The following is a 16760-nucleotide window of genomic DNA, read 5'->3' as shown; positions in this document are numbered from 1 at the left end:
CTCAAGAGTAGCAGAAAACCGAATTCCGGGTCTCGATCAAGCCATGACCGCGTCGTAGGCGGCCATCACGACACCGAGGCCGCGGGCGTACCCGTCCTCCCAGAGGACCTGGTTCATCACGTACGCCACCGCCATGCGGAGGTCGGCGTCGACGAGCACCACCGAACCGCCCCAGCCGCCCCACGAGCACGTGCGGCCGTCCAGGCGGTAGCCGAGGCCGTAGCGGATCGAGGCGCCGATGACGCGGTCCACGCCGTGGAACTGCTCCTCGAAAACGCGTTCGCTGCCGGCCGCCGAGAGCAGCCGGACGCCGCCGGCCACTCCCCCGCACGCCAGTGCCGACTGCACGGCGGCCACCGACCGCGCGTTGCCGTAACCGTTGACAGCGGGCAGTTCCGCGCGCCGCCAGGCGACCGGGTGGGAATCCGACACCCCGATCAGGAAACCCGGCGGCTTGTCGCCGCGCGGATCGGCGAGCAGCGGCGCGACCCGGTGGTCGTGCTCGGCGCCCAGCCCGATGTGGAAGTCGGCGCCCACCGGACCGGCGACCTCTTCGGCGAAGAAGGTGCCGAGGGTGCGCCCGGTGACGCGGCGGACGACCTCGCCGACCAGGAACCCGAACGTGACGGAGTGGTACCCGGCCGCGGCGCCCGGCGCCCACTGCGGAGCCTGCGCGGCCAGCCGCGCCGTCACGGCCGGCCAGTCGTAGAGGTCTTCGACGGCGATCGGTCCCTCGAAGTCCGGCAGGCCCGCGGTGTGCCCGAGCAAGTGCCGCACCAGCACGGTTTCCTTGCCGGCGGCGGCGAATTCGGGCCAGTACACCGCGACCGGCGCGTCCAGGTCCAGCTCGCCGCGGTCGGCCAGGACCAGCGCGCACAACGCGGTCATCGTCTTGGTGGTGGACCAGACGTTCGTGATGGTGTCGCGTTCCCACGCGGTGGTGCGCGCCGCGTCGAGGTGGCCGCCCCACAGGTCGACCACCGGCTCCCCGTCCACCACGACGGCGACCGAAGCGCCCACGTCGTCGGCCGCCAGCGAGGCGGCCAGCGCCTCGCCGACCTTCTCGAACTTCCGGTCACAGTTACCTTCGATGTCGGCCACGGCAGCAAGGTAGCCCGGCCGGACGCGGGCGCACGAATCATTTTCCGCGCACCACCCCGGCGAAAGATCACCGGAAACCCGGAACCGGGAAAACCACGAACGACGGAAAAGATCTGCTCGACCTTCCGGTCCAGCGCAATTCCTCCGGTGGCACCACCCGGAATAGCGCTTACCCGTTCGGCCGAAAGCCGGGACACCGGAACCGGGGTAACGTCGGCCGCCGTTCCACCACTGAGGGGAAGGCCGGACCGTGCCGTACACCCGTTTCCGCTTCATCGCCTACGAAGTCCCGACCGCCACCCGCCGCCTCGACGTGCCGGGGCCGACGCTGGCGGGATTGCCACCCGGCAAGCTGTGCGACCCGGTGCCCGACATCGCGGTACCGAAGGCACCCGAAAGCACCGACTGGTTCATCCGGCTCCGGCGGCTGGCCGCGGTGGTCAACATCGCGCACGCGAACGTGGGCAGCGCCGACGACGCCGACACGCTGAAGGTGTTCGTGGCACCGGAGTTCTACCTCCGGCCGGCCACCCCGCAGACGGACCACACCTACCCGGAAGAGCAGTTCCCGCCCCTCTGGGACGTCCTGGAACGGATGTTCCGGACCGCGCGGCTCAAGCACTGGCTGATCGTGCCGGGCTCGGTGCTGTGGCATTCGAAGATGCTGGGTGAGAACCAGCCGATCTACTACAACAGCGTGCTGTACGTGCGCGGCGGTGTCGGCGGCGGCGAGGCCGGGCGCATCGAAAAGAAACTGGCCTCGTCCATGGACGGGGTGCCGACCCGGTACGCGGTCGGGAACGTCAGCGAACCGCTGATGAAAAAGGCCTACACCGAAGCGGCGTTCCTGCGGGAGCGGCTGTTCGAAATCGACGGGAACGCGACCTTCGGCCTCGAAATCTGCCTCGACCACCGGCTGAAGGTCCTCAAGCAGACCCTCGCCGACCGCCAGGCCGACGTCGCCGACTCGTGGAAGCGCGGTGGGCCGGCGCTGCACGTGCTCACCGCGGGTGGCATGCCCCTCAACCCGGAATCGGTCGCCGCCCGCCCCGGCGGATACGTCCTCCGCAACGACGGTTACGCCGACCCGCCGGCCTCGGAGCTGCGCAAGGTGACCGGGTACCGGCTGCCGTCCACCGCGCCGGGGCAGGCCTGGGAGGACAAGGCGGCCGCCACCCTCGAAGCCGATCCCGGCACCGCCGTCGAGGTCCCCCTCCGCGGCGAGGCCGTGCTCGTGCCCCCGATCGCCGGCCCCGGCACCTACGACATGCCGGTCCAGCGGCTGCGGATCTACCCGCCCCTGCCGCTGCCCTGAGCCACGCCCGGCCCCCGGGCATCAGGGGCCGGGCTCAAGCCGTCACTCGAAGCGCACGCGGCCCAGCAGGTCGTCCACCAGCTCCGGCAGCGGGCGTTCGTCCGCGCTTTCCAGCCACAGCACGGCCCCGGTCCGCAGCGCGGCGAGGAACGTCGCCGCCATCAAGCGGGCCGTCCCCTCCGCCAGCTCGTGCCCCCGCGCCACCAGCACGGCCGCCAGGTCCCGCTCCAGGGTGATCTGGTCGCCCGCCTGCCGGGCCAGCAGCGACGGGTGCCGCCGCAGCAAGCGCAGCTGCGCCACCCACTCGCGGTCGGGCGCGGCACCCGCGCGGTTCAGGTCGCGGCTCGCCGCGCGCAGCGCCGGCCACGGCCCCTCACCGGCCGGCCGGCCCGCCACCAGGGAGACCAGCTCGCGGGTGCGCTCGCGGTCGGCGTGCAGGACCGCGTCCTCCTTGTTCGCGAAGTAGTTGGAGAACGTCCTCCGCGACACGCCCACGGCGTCGGCGATGTCCTCGACCGTCACGCCGTCGAGCCCGTGCTCCATCGCCAGGCGCAGCGCGGCCTCGTGCAGCGACTGCCGCGTCGCCGCCTTCTTGCGGTCGCGCAGCGAGCCGGGGATGTCCATGCGGGCAGCCTAGCGACGGGACTAAGTTGCTCATTGTGCAAGTTTGCCCAATGAGCAATACTTGCCCGGATCGTGCGAAGGGATGCCATGAAGTCCGAAACCACCGACCCGTCCGGGGCGATGCGGCACCGCGAAGTGCTCGAATCGCTGTCCGGCCTGCTGCTGGCCCTGTTCGTGGCCATGATCAGCTCGACCGTCGTCTCGACGTCGCTGCCGCTGATCATCGGCTCGCTGAACGGCACCCAGACGCAGTACACGTGGGTCGTCACGGCCACGCTGCTCGCGGCGACGGCCACCACCCCGATCTGGGGCAAGCTCGCCGACCTGTTCAACAAGAAGACGCTGGTCCAGGTCGCGATCGTGATCTTCGTGGCCGGCTCGATGATCAGCGGGTTCAGCCAGGACACCGGGCAGCTGATCGCCGCGCGCGCGTTCCAGGGGATCGGCGTCGGCGGCCTGCAGGCGCTGGTCCAGGTGGTGATCGCGGCGATCATCCCGCCGCGCGAACGCGGCCGGTACAACGGCTACCTCGGCGCCGTGATGGCGGTCGCCACGGTCGGCGGGCCGCTGCTGGGCGGCCTGATCGTCGACGTGCCGTGGCTGGGCTGGCGCTGGTGCTTCTTCGTCGGCGTCCCGATCGCGGTGCTCGCCTTCGTCGTGCTGCAGCGCACCCTCAAGCTGGAGACCGTACGCCGCGACGACGTGCAGGTCGACTACCTCGGCGCCGCGCTGATCGCGGCCGGCGTGAGCGTGCTGCTGATCTGGGTCTCGTTCGTCGGCAACTCGTTCGACTGGCTCTCCTGGCCGACCGCTGTCATGGTCGCGGGCGGGCTCGTGCTCCTCGCGCTCGCCGTGCTGGTGGAGACGAAGGTGCGCGAACCGGTCGTGCCGCTGAAGATCGTCGTCCGGCGCACGCCGGCGCTGGCGATCGTCGCGAGCCTCGCGGTCGGCATGGCGATGTTCGGCGGCGCGGTGTTCCTCGGCCAGTACTTCCAGATCGGCCGCGGCTACACGCCCACCGAAGCCGGCCTGCTGACCATGCCGCTGATGGCGGGCGTGCTCGTGTCCTCGACCGTCTCCGGACGCCTGATCAGCCGCACCGGCAAGATCAAGCCGTACCTCGTGGCCGGCACGATCGTCCTGGTCCTCGGCTTCCTCGGGCTGGGCGCGGTCGACCACGCCACGCCGCTGTGGCTCGTCGGGATCGCGATGGCCGTGGTCGGCGTCGGCGTGGGCATGACCATGCAGAACCTCGTGCTGGCCGTGCAGAACGACGTCCCGCTGCGCGAGCTGGGCGCGGCGAGCGCGTCGGTGACGTTCTTCCGGTCCCTCGGCGGCACCATCGGCGTCTCGGTGCTCGGCGCCGTCCTCGCCAACCGCGTCTCCGCCGACCTGGCCGCCGCCCTGCACGTGCCGGCGGGGCAGGCGGCGACGGGCGGGGTCAGCGCGCTGAACCTCAAGGCGCTGCCGCCGCAGGTCCAGGCGGTCGTGCACACGGTGTACGGCGACGCGACCGCGCACATCTTCCTGATTTCGGCGGCCGTCGCGGTCGTCGGCGTCCTCGCGGTGCTGCTGCTGAAGCCGATCACCCTGCGCACGACGATCGACCTGGACAAGACCGGCGAGCCCGCGGCGCCGGAACCGGCCGCGCGGTAGGGGGCCCGATGGAGGGGGCGTTCCAATCCACTGTGGAGCACTTCGGCCCGCGCCGCGACCCGGCGGCGCGGGCCATCCTCGCCGGGGTGGACGGCTCCGACACGGCCATGCGGGCGGCGGCCTTCGCGTTCGGCATGGCGCGGCGCCAAGGCAGCCGGCTGGTCGTCGCCTTCGTCGCCTGCCACGCCCCGCTGCTGCCGCTGCGGCCGGCCGTCGCGACGCTGATCGACCACGACACGGCCACCCACCTCTCGGCGGAGCTGCGCGGCCAGATGCGCGAAGCGGCCGAGGAACTGGGGGTGCCGGCCACGTTCGTGACGTCGTTCGGCGACCCGTACGCGACGCTCCGGGACACGGCGGACCGCTGCCAGGCCGACACGGTGGTGGTCGGCGCGTCCCAGAAGGCCGGGCACCGGTTCGCGGGTTCGGTCGCGACGAAGCTCATCCGGGCGGGTCATTGGCCGGTCCTCGTGGTCCCGTGAGCCACGTCTCCCTCCACATCGGACGGTAGGCTCGGCGGCGACCCAAGCCGAGACCGAGCCGTGGAGCCCGATGTTCATCCCCGCACTCCTGGTGCTCTCGGCCGCGTTCCTGCTCCGCTCGCTCCTGGCGGCGCGGCTGGACCGGTGGAACATCGCCGCGCCGGTGCTCATGGTGGCGTGCGGGGCCGCGGCCGCGCTGACCGTGGCGCCGGACGCGCTGGTCGAGGTGTTCAACACCGAGATCGCCCAGCACGTCGCCGAGCTGATCCTCGCGATGCTGCTGTTCGTCGACGCCACCGAGGTCCGCGGCGGCCGGCTGTGGGGCCGCTCCCCCGGCCTCGTCGCGCGCGTCCTGCTCGTCGCCATGCCGCTGAGCATCGCGCTGGCGGTGCTGCTCGGTGCCGTGCTGCTGCCGGACCTGTCGTGGCCGCTGCTCCTGCTGATCGCGTGCATCGTGATCCCGAGCGACTTCGCCGCGGCCGAGCGCGTGGTCCGCGACCGCTCCCTGCCGGCGCCGGTGCGCGGCGTGCTCAACATCGAAAGCGGCTACAACGACGGGCTGGTCTCGCCGGTGTTCCTGTTCGCGCTGATCCTGGCGCGGACCGACAACCAGCAGAACACCGCGGAAGACGCGCTGGCGACCGCGCTGCCGTTCGCCATCAAGGCGGTCGTCGTGGGGGCCGCCGTCGGCGCGCTGATCGGGATCCTGCTGTTCCTCGCCGCCCGGGCGGGCTGGACGTCCGCGCAGGGCCGCCGGGTCGCCGTGCTGACGACACCGCTGCTGGCCTACGCGGCGACGGTCGCCGTCGACGGCAACGGGTTCGTGGCCTCGTTCGTGTGCGGGATCGCGTTCCGGTACGTCTTCCGCGGCAGCGCCGCCTCCTACATCCGCAAGGTGCCGGACCGGGCCCGCGACTTCCTGACCGGCCCGACGGCCGAGCTGCAGCTGCTGGAGGAGGTCACCGGCCTGCTGACCATGGGCATGTGGTTCGTGGTCGGCGCGATCAGCGTGCTGGTCGTCCAGTTCGGGCTGAGCTGGCAGATCGCGGTGTTCTGCCTCGCCGCGCTGACCGTCCTGCGCATCGGCCCGGTCCTGCTGTCGCTGCTCCGCACGGACCTGTCCGGGCGCGACCGGTTCCTGATCGGCGCGCTCGGCCCCCGCGGGACGACGTCGATCGTGTTCGGGCTGCTCGCGGTCAACGGCCTCGCCACCGGCGACGAGGACGTGGTGCTGACGATCACCGTGGTCTGCGTCCTGGGCAGCGTGGTGCTGCACGGGATCGGGTCGGCTCCGCTCGCGAACCGCCTCGGGCGAGGGCGTCGGCGTCAACCGTAAATCAGCCGTCGTCTCGCGGGCGCCGCCGGGACAACCAGGTCCGGCGGGCCGTGTGGTCGCGGAGACCCAGTTGGCGAAGGACGTCGTCCCCGTTCGAGCCCATCCAGGCGTAGAACTCCCGCACCCACTCGGCCATGGCCGCCAGGACCTCGGGCTGGTCATGCTCGCGCAGCGTGGCGACGATGCTCTTCAGCTCGGTGCTCGAACGCCCCTCCAGCGCCTGGTGCAGCAGAGCGCGGCCGACCCCGGCGTCGCCGGAACGGAACAGGAACGCGACGTCGGCAGCTATCGCGCGCTCCCCGCGTTCGCGTGCCGCGGCCTCCGACAGCACCGCGTCGGCACGGGCCGGGAACCGGGCACGCAGTCCGCCCACGAGCGTGCCCAGCCGTTCCACCGGCTGGCCGGAAAGGTAGTCGCGCGCCGAGCCGTCGTCCGGCACGGCGCCGAGAATCTCCGCCAGCGTGGGCTTTCCCGCGCGGACCGCGAGGAACAGCAAGGTCCGGGCGTCCTCGGGAGGCAGGACCGCGAGCAGGCCGATCAGCGCCTGGGTCTCGTCGGCTTCGACGAGGCTGCCGAACATCTGCTCCTTCGCCGCCAGACCGAGCCGATCGCTGACGACGGCGATCAGCTCGGGATGGGTGGTGACGGATCCCGCGAGCAGATCGGTGAACTCGCGGGCCAGCGCCGGCCGCGCGGGTCCGAGGACAGCCAGCAGCTCGGCGCAGAACTCCTCCCCGCGCCCGGCCGCCGCCCGGAAGATCCGCCGCCGGTCCCCCGCTTCGCAGCCGGAGAGCAGCCCGGCGACCGTCTCGGCGGTGGCCCGCGTGGCGACCTCCTCCACCACCTTCCGCGCGTCGACCGGCCGTCCCTCGTCGCGCAGCGCGCCGGTGATTTCCAGGACCGAACCGGCGGGCCGGGCCCCGGCGGCCCGCACGCAGACCCGGTAGGCCGCGTCTTCGCGACCCCGGCGGCGAAGCGCGGTGGCGAAAGCGGTGACGCCGGGGGTCGGCAGCACTTCCGCCGCCTGGGTCAGCACCAGGTCGGCGAGCGGCTCCTGCCCGGTGTCCCAGAAGGTCGTCGCCGTATCGAGGAGCGAGCCGACATCACGAGCGCGCTCGACGAAGGCCTGGGCGATCGGCGCGCTGTCCGCGGCGCGGCCGGCCTCGGCCATCGCCTTGCAGAGCTGCGCGACGGCCATCGGCGACCGCGTGGCCACGGCGTCGGCGGAGCGGGCGTAGAGGCCGAACGCGACTTCTTCCCGGCCGACGTCACGGAGTTCGTCGGCCAGCGCGGCGATGTCCGCGCCGGGCAGGTCGCGCGAGGCGTCGACGATCAGCCGATCCACTTCGCCGCGCAGGCCGGCCAGCCACAACGCGTTGACCATTTCGATCAACGACCCGCCGGCCCGCGCGGCACCGAACGCGGCGTTCAGCAGTTCCACCAGCTCCTCGGCACGCCCGCGGCGCTGGAGGAGGCTGGCCAGCTGCGCGGCGTCGGCGGAGCCGGCCGACCCGGCGGCCCGCACGAGCCTGCTAGCCGTTTCGGGCGAATCCCAGTCGTACAACGCGTCGACGATGCGGAGCACCTCCTCCGGCGGACGCAGGGCCGCGGCCGTCAGCGCGGTCCGGAGATCCTCTCCCGTCCCCTGGCGGCCGAGCAGCGCGATGACCGACGCGGCCTCCTGGTCTGCGCGCAGTGCGGCCGAGGCGGCCAGCAGCTGCTCGCCCAGTTCCGCCTGCCCGTGCGCCCGGAGCGCCTGTACCTCGGCATACAGGTCCGCGGGCCGGCGCCAGAGCACGGCTTCCAGTCCGGCCGGGGGCCGCGGCAGCGCGCGAACAACAGCAGGCGCCGGTTCCGCGGCGGTGCGCGGACCGATGCGGTGCCGGTTGCGGACCAGCGCGATCGCCTTTCCGTCGTTGCGCGTCCGCTGCTGCGGCACGGGGAAGTTCTTGGCCTGCAGATCCATCCGCACGCTGTAGAACAGTTTGTCCATCTCGAGCACCTCGGGCGCGTCCGGCACCCCGCGCACGAGCTTGTCGATCAAGGCGCCGGTGAACGCGGTGTAGTGCTCGCCGGGCGGTGCCAGCGCCACGCTCGTCTCCGCCGAAGCGGTCATCAGGTAGGTACCGTCCACCCGGGCGTGGTCGGCCAGCTCGACTGACCCGCCCATCCCGCCCTGAAGCGCGCGGCCGCTGTAGCAGCAGTCCAGGATCGCCACCTTGCTATAGCAGGCGCGGGCGGTACCGACGATTTCACGCCGGATGTCGTCGTAGCGCACCGCGCGGTGGAGCCGGTCTTTCGCCGCGTCGGGCAGGGCGAGGTAGAGGTCGGACCGCTCGTCGAGCAGACCGTGCCCCGCGAAGTAGAACACCAAGGCGTCGGTGGCCTCCGCCGCGGCCGCGTGCACCGCTTCGAGTACTTCGTCGACGGAGGTGGGATCGGGCAGCGACACGCAGTGCGCGGCCGGCAGTCCCCACAGCTCGGGGTCGGTGAACACCTCGCGCAACGTCTTGAGGTTGTTCCTGACCGCAGGCAGTTTCTCGAGCGGGGCGTAGTCCGACACCCCCACGAGCACCGCCCGGGAGGCGCCGGGATCAGGCAGTCCAGTCAATTCACTCATCCTCGCCCGCGGCGTCCGACTCCCAAGGCAGGTCGAGGCTCTTCAAGAAGGCGAGCTGTTCGTCGGTCAGCGGGCTCGCGATCGTGAACGTCACCGGGGGCGTGGCGTTCCTGGACCGCCGGAAGCTCGCCCACGCGACACTGAGGCTGGCCAGGCCGGTCAGCGAGCTGATGGACATGCAGATGACCTCGAACGCGCCCATGCGCCCCGAGTCCGCGCCACCGGCGGTGCTGATCGACGCCGAACGCACGACGTCGACGTCTTCTCGGAGCCAGTCGTAAAACTGCTCGAGTGCCTGTTCGTCGCTGCCTGCGCTGATGGTGAGCTCCACTCGACCTCCACTCGAAGGGGATTCACCCCACCCTGTCGTCGGCGAGGCCGGTCGCGTAACAGTCGGCGGCCGTAAATCGCTTGGGTCGCGGGGCCGGCTTCGGCAGGGTGGTGATCATGGCGAGCAGATGGGTCCGGTTGCAGGCCGTAGCGGTGTCCGGTTCGTCCGCCGAAGGGCTGATGCTGGCCGCGCTGCCCCTGCTCGCCGTGTCCGTCACCACCGACCCGCGGGAGATTTCGCTCGTCAACGTCGCCGGGCAGGCGCCGTGGCTGCTGCTGTCGCTGTTCGCCGGGGTGCTCATCGACCGCGTGCGGCGGACCGCCGTGCTCGCTTGGGCCTACGCCGTGCAGGTCGGGGCCGCGCTCGTGCTCGGGGCCGTCGCGTCGGCCGGGGCGCTGAGCCTGCCCGTGCTGCTCGTCGTCGCCTTCGTCGTCACCTCGGCGCAGGTGCTCGGCGACGGGGCCAGCGGGGCGCTCGTACCCGAACTCGTCGAGCCGGACCGCCTGGCCCACGCCAACGCGCGGCTGACGGTGATCGACCGGGGCGTGGTGCAGTTCGTCGTGCCCCCGCTGACCGGCTTCCTGGTCGCCGTCGGCGCCGGCGCGCCCGCGTGGCTCGCGGCCGCGTTCGCGCTGCTCGCGCTGCTGCTGACCCGGCGCATCCCGTCGACGGCCGTGGTCGCCGCGCGCACCCACCCGCTGCGGGACCTCTCGGCCGGGCTCACCCACCTGGTGCGGACGCCGCTGCTGCGGTCGATCACCCTGAACGTCGCGCTGGGCTCGTTCGCGGCCAGCGCCGGCAACTCGATGTTCGTGCTGTACGCGACCCAGATCCTGCACGTCGGCTCGGTCGGCTACGGCTTGCTGCTGGCGTGCCTGGCCGTCGGCTGGGTGGTGTCGTCGTTCGTGGTGCAGCGGATCGTCGACCGCCTCGGCTATTCGTGGTCGATGCGGCTGGCGCAGAGCCTGGGCGCGGTGGCCCCGCTGCTGCTGGCCGTGCTGCCGCCGTGGCCGCCGCTGATCGGCGTGGTGCTGGTGTTCCTGACCTCGACGGTGCTGGTCTGGAACGTCTGCTCGCAGTCCAGCCGCCAGCGCTTCACCCCGGCCCCGCTCCTGGGCCGGGTGCTGACCAGCCACCGGGCCCTGGCCTGGGGACTGACCCCGCTGGGCGCGCTGACCGGCGGGTTGGTGGCGGCGCACTGGAGCCTGCGCGGCGTGTGGGTGGTGGTGGCCGCGGTGCAGGCGCTGAGCGCGGTCCTCGTGTGGTTCCAGCTTTCGCCCGCGGCGTTCCGGCGGACCGAGGAACTGGCCGCTTCCGAGGCCTACGCCGGCCGGCCGAGCAGCACCGCCCACTGACCCCGGACCCGCGCGGCGGCCGAGAAGGCGGCGAGCGAGGCGAGGGCGAAGGCGGCGGCGATCCCGAGGAAACTCCCCTGCCACGCCAGTTCGGGGTACTTCGCGATCGGTGCCCCGCCGAACCAGACATCGAGAACCAGCTCGACGAAGACCACGAACACGGTGGTGACGACCAGCACGACCATCGGCAGGTTCGCGATCCACACGCCGAGGTTGCCGATCCAGGCCGGCCGCACCACCGTGAGGACGAGCAGCACCAGCAGCAACGGCACGTAGATCGAGCTGAAGAAGCTGTACCCGAGCCAGTCGACCCGGTAGAACAGCTCGTGCGGCGGCAGGCTGAACAGGTTCTGCCTCGGGCCCGGGAACTCCGCGGGCGCCTTGTAGTAGGCGTAGTAGAGGATGTTGCCCATCACGACGGCGGCGAAGGTCCACGCCGCTTCCAGGACGAGCACGAGCGCGGTCGTCACGAGCGCCGCACCCAGCCGTCCGCGCGGGGTGCCGGTGATCCGGCCGCCGATCTCCTTCGCCGCGCGCGCCGCCTTGATCGTCTTCTTGCCGACGTCGAGCCACGACGTGACGAACCCGTGCAGGAGGAACAGGGTCAGCACGATGCCGGGGAACAGCGACCACCCGAGGACCACCTCGATCAGGTCGTCCGGGCCTTTCAGGTACTGCTCGATGAAGTCGTTGATCGCGTCCATGGTTCCCCTCGGGCTGTCCTGCCCGGGAAGGTCGCGGGAACTCCGGCCGCTGTTACGTGGTACCGAGCGGCGCGCCGGGTCGGGGCACCGGCGCGCCGCCCGGACGGTTACTCGCCCAGGGCCAGTGCCACCGCGCCCAGCAGGGATGCGTCCTGGTCGAACCGGGCCGACACCAGCTCCGGGGGGAACGGGACCGCGTGTGCCAGCCGGTCGGCCAGCGCCGGCAGGAGGACGTCCGCCGAGCGGACCAGGCCGCCGCCGACCGCGATGCGTTGGGGGTCCAGGGAAATCGCCAGGTTGGCCACGTGCATCGACAGCTCGTCGAGCGCCGCCGTCACCAGTTCCTTGGCCTCGACGTTCTCCTTGGCCAGTGCGAACAGCTCGCCGGCGGTGACCGGGCGGCCGAGCAGTTCGCTCGCCCGGCCGCCCAGCCCACGCCCACCGACGGCTTCCTCGAGCGGCGCCGCTCCGCTCGCGAAACCCTCGGTGTCCTGCGGCGAGAGCAGGTTGTACCCGATCTCGCCGGCAGCTCCGTTGGCGCCGGTCAGCACCCGGCCGCCGACCAGCACCGCCGCCGCGATGCCGGTGCCCAGGGACAGGAACACCGCCGGGTCGGCGCCGGCCAGTGCGCCCCAGCGCCATTCCGCCAGTGCCGCCGCCTTCGCGTCCGTGCCGACCGAGATCGGCGTGGCCGGGAACTCCGCGGCCACCAGCTCCGCCAGGCGCAGCTGCTCCCAGCCCGGCACGTTCGGCGCGAGCAGGATCCGGTCCGGTAGCACGATCCCCGGGCTGACGACGCCGACGGCGGCCGGCCCGGCACCCGACTCGGCCAGGAGCGCCCGGGCCCCGGCGAGCGCCCGCGCCACCACCTGCTCGGCCCCCGCCTGCGCGTCGGTGTCCAGCCGGCGCGTGGCCAGCAGCGTCCCGTCGCGGTCGGCCAGCCCCAGCGCCACCTTCGTGCCGCCGAAGTCGATCCCGAGAATCCGGTCCCCGCTCACGCGCCGCTCCCCCGCACCACGATCCGGCCCGTGTTCAGCCCGTCGACGCTGATCACCGGCGCCGCGCCCCGCAGGTCGGCCGCCCGGTACGTCACCGTCAGCGTCTGCGACTGGCCCGGCCACAGCGTGATGTCGTTGTCGTCCCAGGTCGCGTTCGCGAGCTGGTTGTCCCCCGCGGCCTCGCGGCCGTCCGGCGTCCCGCGGCGGACGTCGGCCCGCAGGAAGAACGCCGCGCCCGGGTTCTTCGCCGTGTTGGTCACCGTCACCGTGGTGACCAGGTCGCCGCCGTTCCGCCGCGTCGACGCCACCGCGGCGACCTGCGACTTCGGCAGGTCCTGCAGGGCTTGCAGGTTGCTGTACTGCGCCAGCGTCGCCTGCGGGTTGCCCAGCGTCTTGCCCCAGTCGACGACGTCCTTCTGCGTCGAGAGCCAGTAGACGTTCCGGTCGACGACCGTCCCGCCCTGCTTGACCTGCAGCTCGACGAAGTACACCTGCGCCTTCGCCGGCGCCTTCGTCTCGGCGGGCACCTTCGGCTTCAGCACGCCGGTGCGCACACCCTGCGAAGCGAGCGAGATCCCCGCGGCCGTCTGGTCGTCGAGGACCTTGCCCGCGGTGTCGAACACCCGTGCCTGCACCGAAAGCCCGGACTGCGTGCCCGCGCCGAGGTTGTCGAGCGTCACGGAACCGTTGTCGTAGCCGTAGAGCGCGTGCAGCGGCTTGTTCGCCTTCTTGGCACCGAAGAACGCACCCGCCTGGTCGCCGTCGTCGTTGTAGAGCGACCACAGCAGCGTCGGCCAGCCCTTGTTCAGCTGCCAGTAGACGACGCCGGTCGACGGGCTGTTCTTGTCCGTCGAGTGGTGCAGGAACGCCTCGAACTGCGAGCGGGTGTTCTCGTAGTTCGCGATGTTCGCCAGGTCCACATAGGACTTGAGCGAGCTCCACTTCCCGTACCGCTGCCGGATCGACTGGTCGAGCGTGTACAGCGTGCCGAACGCGTAACCGCCGTGCCCCGGCTCGAAGTTCGCGTGGTACTGGTTGTATGCCGGGTCCTGCCAGAGCTTCGCCTGTTCCGCGGGCGAGAGGAACCGCTTGATCGAGTCCAGCGTCGGCACGGTGTGCCCGGCGCTCTGCTCGCTCGCGAAGCCCCAGGCGCCACCGGCGTTGGTGCGGGAGGAGTCCTCGGCGTCGAAGTGCGAGCTGTCGTACCAGTAGGTCGGCGGGACCCAGTCGTACGGGCCCTCCTTCTCCCCGGACTGGCCGAGTGCCGGCGTGCTCTTGTACTCCGCCGACGCGATGACCGGCACCTGGAAGTCGGCTTCCTTGAACGCCTTCAGTGTCTCCGACTCCTGGCGCGGCACCGGCTCGTTGTCGCTCCAGCCGTAGTTGAAGACGCTCGGGTGGTTCCGCTCCAGCTGCGCGATGGTGTACGCCGAGTCGTGCATGATCCGGTAGTCGCGCTCGGTCAGCTTCGAGGCGTCCTCGGGCTGCCAGGCGTCACAGCACAGGAACCCGCCGATCACCAGCAGCCCGGCGCGGTCGGCCTGGTCGTAGAAGTCCTGCGGCATGTCGTGGCCCTCGAGCCGGACGCCGGACAGGCCCAGGTTCTTGATCAGCGCGATCTGGTGCGCGGTGTCGGCGGAGTCGTAGCGCAGGAACAGGTCCGGCGCGAAACCGCCGCCGCGGAACACGAAGTCCCGGCCGTTGATCGTGAACTGCCGCGCGCCCTCCGGCAGCGCCGTGGACTTCCCGACCAGGCGCGAGGTCACCGTGCGGATGCCGAACGTGCTCTTCGACGACGTCGACAGCGCGCCGCCCTGCGAGACCGCGGTGGTCAGGGTGTACAGCGGCTGGTCCCCCATCGAGTACGGCCACCACACGCGCGGGTGCGCGATCTCCACCGGCGCGAACGACACCGTCCGCTTGGTGTTCGCGGGAATCGTCACCCGCTGCCGGACGACGATCGGCGCGCCTGACGGCGGGGTGATCGTCGCGGCCACGTCCCCGGTCCGCGGCGCGGCCGCGTCGTTGGTGACGTCGACCTTCACCGTCAGCTTCGAGCTGGACAGGTCGGCGGCGTTGTCCTGGACGACGTGGGCGTTGTCGCCGGCGAGCGCGTCGGACACCTGCAGCGTCGGCGGGAACTGGATGCCGGTGTTGTTGTCCGGCGGGATCTGGCCCCAGTCGACCTGGTCGAGGGTGTACATCTTCAGCGGGTCGTTCGGGTAGACCTTGATCGCCAGGGTGTTCTTACCCGGCTTCACCAGCTTCGTGACGTCGAAGGTGTGCCCGGCGAACGCGCCGCTCACGATGTCCTTGGTGGCGACCAGCTTCCCGTTCACCCAGACGTCGCCTTCGCCGACGATGCCCGGGATGGTCAGCTTCGCGTGTTGACCCGCCCGCATGTCCGGGGTGAAGTCGGTGCGGTACCACCACGGGTCCGAGAACGGCTTCGTGACGACCGGGCCGAGCTTGTCGACGTACCCGAAGCACTTGCGCAGGTTGTCGGAGTAGAAGACGTTCGGGCACTTGCCGTTCTGCACCAGCGCGGTGATCTCGGTGCCGGGCGCGCCGGCGTCGTCCGGCTTCACCGGCAGCCAGCCGCGGGTGGCGTACCCCGGGGTGGAGACCTTGTCTCCGCCGTCCTTGACGTCCGCCGTGGTCAGCACCTGCCAGCCCTGCGTGCCGATGGTGGTGAGCCCGTGCGGTTTCGCCGGTGCCTGCGTGTCTTGCGCGGCGGCGGGCCCGGCGACGGCGAGGACGCCGGGGACGAGCAGGAGCGCGGCCACCGCCGCGAGTTTCCGGGTCATGCCTGGGCCCCTTCCGGGTCGGCGGCGAAAGCCTCGTTGATCTCCTTGGGACCGAACGGCCAGGTGCGTTCGGCCTTGGCGTAGACGAGGTACGCCAGCGCGCCGAGGACGATCCAGCCCAGCGAAAGCCCGATGGACAGCGGCGTCGCGGAAACGTAGATGTAGACCCAGCCGACCAGCGCGAGCAGTGTCGGCACCGGGTACAGCCACTGCCGGTACGGCCGCTTCAGGTCCGGCTGGCGGCGGCGCAGCGTCGCGATGGCCACGACCTGGGCCAGCGACTGGATGATGACGAGGGTCGCGACGGCGGCGTTGATGACGTCGGTCAGCGTGAACAGCGAGCCGATGATCGTGATGGCGCCCATCGTGAGCACGCCCGCGGTCGGCAGGTTCAGCTTCGGGTGCAGCTTGCCGAACATCGGCAGGAACACCTTGTCGCGCGCGGCTTCGAACGGCACGCGCGAACCGCCGAGCAGGCCGGCGAACACCGAGCCGACGGCCGCGACGACGATGAAGACGGTGACGATCTTCGCCGTTACGGTGCCCCACGCCTGTTCGAGCACGGTGGACGCGACCGAGGTGGCGGTCTTCAGCTCCTCGAGCGGGACCGAGCCGAGGACGCCGACCTGCAGCAGGAAGTACAGGCTCATGATGCCGACGATGGAGAAGAGGATCGACCGCGGGAGCGTCCGGCCCGGGTCGCGCACCTCGCCGCCGAGGTAGGCGCTGGTGTTGTAGCCGAGGTAGTCGTAGATGGCGATGATCAGGCCGGCGCCGAGGCCGCCCCAGAACGTGCCGGGGCCGGCCGAGCTGAACGCGCCCGGCGTGAAGGCGAACGCTTGCGCGCCGCTGAAGTGCGTGAAGGCGGCGGCGACGGTGGTGAGCACCGCGATCAGCATGACCACGAACAGCACCGTCGTGAGCTTGCCGATCTGGCCGATCTTGCGGAACAGCGCGGCGACGATGACGAGCGTGATGCCGACGCCGATGATCTTGCCCAGCGGCGTGGTGCCCGCGTCGTCGGTGACGCCGGGGATCAGGTAGCCGAGGTACTGGACGAGGCCGATGATGCCGGTCGACATGATCAGCGGGATGAACAGCACCGCGCTCCACACGAACAGGAACGGCATCAGCCGGCCGGTGCGGTACTGGAACGCTTCGCGCAGGTAGAGGTAGGTGCCGCCGGCACCCGGCATGGCGGCGCCGAGTTCGGCCCAGATGAGCCCGTCGGCCAGCGCGACGATCGCCCCGATGATCCAGCCGAACATCGCCTGCGGCCCGCCCATGGTGGCGACCATGGCGGGGATCGTGACGAACGGGCCGATACCGCACATCTGGGTCATGTTGATCGCGGTGGCCTGCAGGGGGCCGATCTGGCGCTCAAGGGCCGGCTGCGGCGCCCCTGAACGGGTGGGTGAACTCACGGCGTGC

13 protein-coding genes are annotated in these 16760 nt (G+C 71.5%); 5 read left to right on the top strand and 8 right to left on the bottom strand.

Going from position 1 to position 16760, the window contains the following annotated elements; genetic code table 11:
- Positions 1-36 precede the first annotated feature (36 nt).
- Positions 37-1101 carry a serine hydrolase domain-containing protein gene (locus AB5J73_RS31020; protein WP_370962213.1) on the bottom strand — a complete coding sequence of 355 codons (1065 nt, stop codon included), beginning with the start codon at positions 1099-1101 and terminating at the stop codon, positions 37-39.
- 250 nt (positions 1102-1351) lie between these two features.
- Between AB5J73_RS31020 and AB5J73_RS31015 the strand changes: the two genes are divergently transcribed.
- A complete protein-coding gene (locus AB5J73_RS31015; RefSeq protein WP_370962212.1) occupies positions 1352-2416 on the top strand; it encodes a hypothetical protein in 1065 nt (354 codons plus the stop codon).
- Positions 2417-2458: 42 nt separating this feature from the next.
- Here the strand turns inward: AB5J73_RS31015 and AB5J73_RS31010 are convergent, their stop codons facing one another.
- Positions 2459-3040: a TetR/AcrR family transcriptional regulator gene (locus AB5J73_RS31010; RefSeq protein WP_370962211.1), complete on the bottom strand. Its 582-nt coding sequence runs from the start codon at positions 3038-3040 to the stop codon at positions 2459-2461.
- Between the two features lie 87 nt (positions 3041-3127).
- Between AB5J73_RS31010 and AB5J73_RS31005 the strand changes: the two genes are divergently transcribed.
- From AB5J73_RS31005 to AB5J73_RS30995, 3 genes are all read left to right on the top strand, one after another.
- Positions 3128-4696 carry an MDR family MFS transporter gene (locus tag AB5J73_RS31005; protein ID WP_370962210.1) on the top strand — a complete coding sequence of 523 codons (1569 nt, stop codon included), beginning with the start codon at positions 3128-3130 and terminating at the stop codon, positions 4694-4696.
- 8 nt (positions 4697-4704) lie between these two features.
- Positions 4705-5178: a universal stress protein gene (locus AB5J73_RS31000; protein WP_370962209.1), complete on the top strand. Its 474-nt coding sequence runs from the start codon at positions 4705-4707 to the stop codon at positions 5176-5178.
- Between the two features lie 70 nt (positions 5179-5248).
- Positions 5249-6514 (top strand): cation:proton antiporter, encoded by a 1266-nt coding sequence (locus tag AB5J73_RS30995; RefSeq protein WP_370962208.1) that lies wholly within the window; start codon positions 5249-5251, stop codon positions 6512-6514.
- 1 nt (position 6515) lies between these two features.
- Here AB5J73_RS30995 and AB5J73_RS30990 read toward each other — a convergent pair whose 3' ends face one another.
- Complete coding sequence (locus AB5J73_RS30990; protein ID WP_370962207.1) at positions 6516-9134, bottom strand: caspase family protein; 2619 nt, start codon at positions 9132-9134, stop codon at positions 6516-6518.
- Positions 9127-9465 (bottom strand): hypothetical protein, encoded by a 339-nt coding sequence (locus tag AB5J73_RS30985; protein ID WP_370962206.1) that lies wholly within the window; start codon positions 9463-9465, stop codon positions 9127-9129. Before AB5J73_RS30985 ends, AB5J73_RS30990 begins: the two co-directional genes overlap by 8 nt.
- A gap of 116 nt (positions 9466-9581) precedes the next feature.
- On the opposite strand from AB5J73_RS30985, the gene AB5J73_RS30980 reads away from it, so the two are divergent.
- Positions 9582-10820, top strand: a complete 1239-nt coding sequence (locus AB5J73_RS30980; protein WP_370962205.1) for an MFS transporter — start codon at positions 9582-9584, stop codon at positions 10818-10820.
- Here AB5J73_RS30980 and AB5J73_RS30975 read toward each other — a convergent pair.
- The 4 genes from AB5J73_RS30975 to AB5J73_RS30960 all read right to left on the bottom strand — a co-directional run bounded on the left by AB5J73_RS30975 (position 10787) and on the right by AB5J73_RS30960 (position 16753).
- Positions 10787-11524 (bottom strand): hypothetical protein, encoded by a 738-nt coding sequence (locus tag AB5J73_RS30975; RefSeq protein WP_370962204.1) that lies wholly within the window; start codon positions 11522-11524, stop codon positions 10787-10789. The genes AB5J73_RS30980 and AB5J73_RS30975 overlap by 34 nt on opposite strands.
- A gap of 107 nt (positions 11525-11631) precedes the next feature.
- Entirely contained in the window at positions 11632-12522 is an 891-nt protein-coding gene (locus tag AB5J73_RS30970; protein ID WP_370962203.1) for an ROK family protein, read from the bottom strand.
- Positions 12519-15329 carry a beta-mannosidase gene (locus AB5J73_RS30965; protein WP_370962202.1) on the bottom strand — a complete coding sequence of 937 codons (2811 nt, stop codon included), beginning with the start codon at positions 15327-15329 and terminating at the stop codon, positions 12519-12521. Before AB5J73_RS30965 ends, AB5J73_RS30970 begins: the two co-directional genes overlap by 4 nt.
- Positions 15326-16753: an APC family permease gene (locus AB5J73_RS30960; protein ID WP_370962201.1), complete on the bottom strand. Its 1428-nt coding sequence runs from the start codon at positions 16751-16753 to the stop codon at positions 15326-15328. Before AB5J73_RS30960 ends, AB5J73_RS30965 begins: the two co-directional genes overlap by 4 nt.
- Positions 16754-16760 lie beyond the last annotated feature (7 nt).

The sequence above is a fragment of the Amycolatopsis sp. cg9 genome, from assembly GCF_041346945.1.
Classification (GTDB): Bacteria; Actinomycetota; Actinomycetes; order Mycobacteriales; family Pseudonocardiaceae; genus Amycolatopsis.
Note: the sequence above shows the minus strand (reverse complement) of the source record. Positions and strands in the feature narration are given on the sequence as shown.

Bases quoted from the DNA above. Each gene is read 5' to 3' on its own strand.
- AB5J73_RS31005 (WP_370962210.1), top strand. From the start codon at position 3,128: ATGAAGTCCGAAACCACCGACCCGTCCGGGGCGATGCGGCACCGCGAA.
- AB5J73_RS30965 (WP_370962202.1), bottom strand. From the start codon at position 15,329: ATGACCCGGAAACTCGCGGCGGTGGCCGCGCTCCTGCTCGTCCCCGGC.
- AB5J73_RS31010 (WP_370962211.1), bottom strand. From the start codon at position 3,040: ATGGACATCCCCGGCTCGCTGCGCGACCGCAAGAAGGCGGCGACGCGG.
- AB5J73_RS30980 (WP_370962205.1), top strand. From the start codon at position 9,582: ATGGCGAGCAGATGGGTCCGGTTGCAGGCCGTAGCGGTGTCCGGTTCG.
- AB5J73_RS31000 (WP_370962209.1), top strand. From the start codon at position 4,705: ATGGAGGGGGCGTTCCAATCCACTGTGGAGCACTTCGGCCCGCGCCGC.
- AB5J73_RS30975 (WP_370962204.1), bottom strand. From the start codon at position 11,524: ATGGACGCGATCAACGACTTCATCGAGCAGTACCTGAAAGGCCCGGAC.
- AB5J73_RS30995 (WP_370962208.1), top strand. From the start codon at position 5,249: ATGTTCATCCCCGCACTCCTGGTGCTCTCGGCCGCGTTCCTGCTCCGC.
- AB5J73_RS30990 (WP_370962207.1), bottom strand. From the start codon at position 9,134: ATGAGTGAATTGACTGGACTGCCTGATCCCGGCGCCTCCCGGGCGGTG.